The sequence below is a fragment of the Neisseria sp. P0022.S010 genome (genome assembly GCF_051956635.1).
Genome location: NZ_JBQCXF010000683.1, coordinates 1 through 1,420, shown reverse-complemented (window position 1 = coordinate 1,420; position 1,420 = coordinate 1). Strand labels below are relative to the sequence as shown.

Annotated in this window: 1 protein-coding gene; it reads left to right on the top strand. The window is 51.1% G+C overall.

Annotated elements, in window-relative coordinates:
* The first annotated feature begins 107 nt into the window (after positions 1-107).
* Positions 108-1,283 carry a cytochrome-c peroxidase gene (locus ACTHUT_RS20640; RefSeq protein WP_250599274.1) on the top strand — a complete coding sequence of 392 codons (1,176 nt, stop codon included), beginning with the start codon at positions 108-110 and terminating at the stop codon, positions 1,281-1,283.
* The last annotated feature ends 137 nt before the right edge of the window (positions 1,284-1,420 follow it).

Sequence of the window (1,420 nt, the reverse complement as noted above, 5' to 3'; positions counted from 1 at the left end):
GTTGATTTACAGCAAGAATCAAAAACAACTTATCTTAATATAGTTCAAACACTGCTGTCGCAACCAGCAAACCATTACATAACAAATGCATAACAAAGGAACCTCCTATGCCACGTTTGAAACTCCACCAAATCGTTCTGGCTTTGGCTGTTTCTGCCGCGTTGACCGCCTGCGGTGAGAAAACTGCACAAACCACTGAAACTCCTCAAGCTGCTTCTGCCGCGAGCGCTGCCGATGCTGCCGCAAGCACCGCCGCCGTTTCAGCCCCTCAAAATTCTGCCGATGTTTCTGACGAAGACAAAGCCCTGTTGGAACGCGCGCAAGCTACGTTCAAACCTTTGCCTGACTTAGCCGAAATGCAAAAAATCCGTCCGTTTACCGAAGAACAGGTCAAACTCGGCCAACAACTTTGGTACGAAAACCGCCTGTCCAAAGGCAACACCGTCAGCTGTAACTCTTGCCACAACTTAGCAACTGCCGGCGTAGACAACATGCCGACCAGTGCGGGTCATAAAAGCCAATTCGGCGGCCGTAACTCCCCAACTGCTCTGAATGCCGCCTTGTTGGGCAGCCAATTCTGGGACGGCCGTGCAGCCGATGTGGAAGAACAAGCCGGCGGCCCATTGCTCAACCCTGTTGAAATGGCCAACGCGACCGAAGCCGATGCCGCCGCAAAAATCGCCGGTATCCCTGAATACCAAGAAAAATTCAAAGCCGCATTCCCTGAAGACGGCACGGTTTCCTTCAAAAACATCACCACCGCATTGGGCGCGTTTGAACGTACCCTGCTGACCCCGACCCGTTGGGACGACTACCTCAAAGGCAACGTATCTGCCCTGAGCGAACAAGAACGCAAAGGCGTACGCGCATTTATGGACAACGGCTGTATCGCTTGTCACAGCGGCGTCAACTTGGGCGGTACCATGTTCCAAAAATTCGGTTTGGTGGATGGTCCTTACTGGAAACACATCGACGATCCAAAACACGACAAAGGCCGTGCGGACGTAACCAAAAAAGCCGAAGACGAATTCTTCTTCCGTGTTCCCGGCTTGAGAAACGTTGAACGTACCTATCCATACTTCCACAACGGCAGCGTTTGGGAATTGGATAAAGCCGTCAACATCATGGCGAAAGCTCAATTGGGTAAAACTCTGGCTCCGGAAGAAACTGAAAACATCGTTGCCTTCTTGAAAGCCCTCTCCGGCAATGTTCCTGAGTCTGCCCGAACCATGCCTGAGCTGCCTGTATCCACCGATGTCAAATCCCGACCTGACAACAAATAAGGTTTAGCGTAAAACAAAGGCCGTCTGAAAATCCGTTTCAGACGGCCTTTTTGTTGCCGGCCATATGGGCGCCTTTGTTTCACGATTCCACACAATATGGTAATCTTGAGCCGATTTTCACCATACATCCGAAAGGA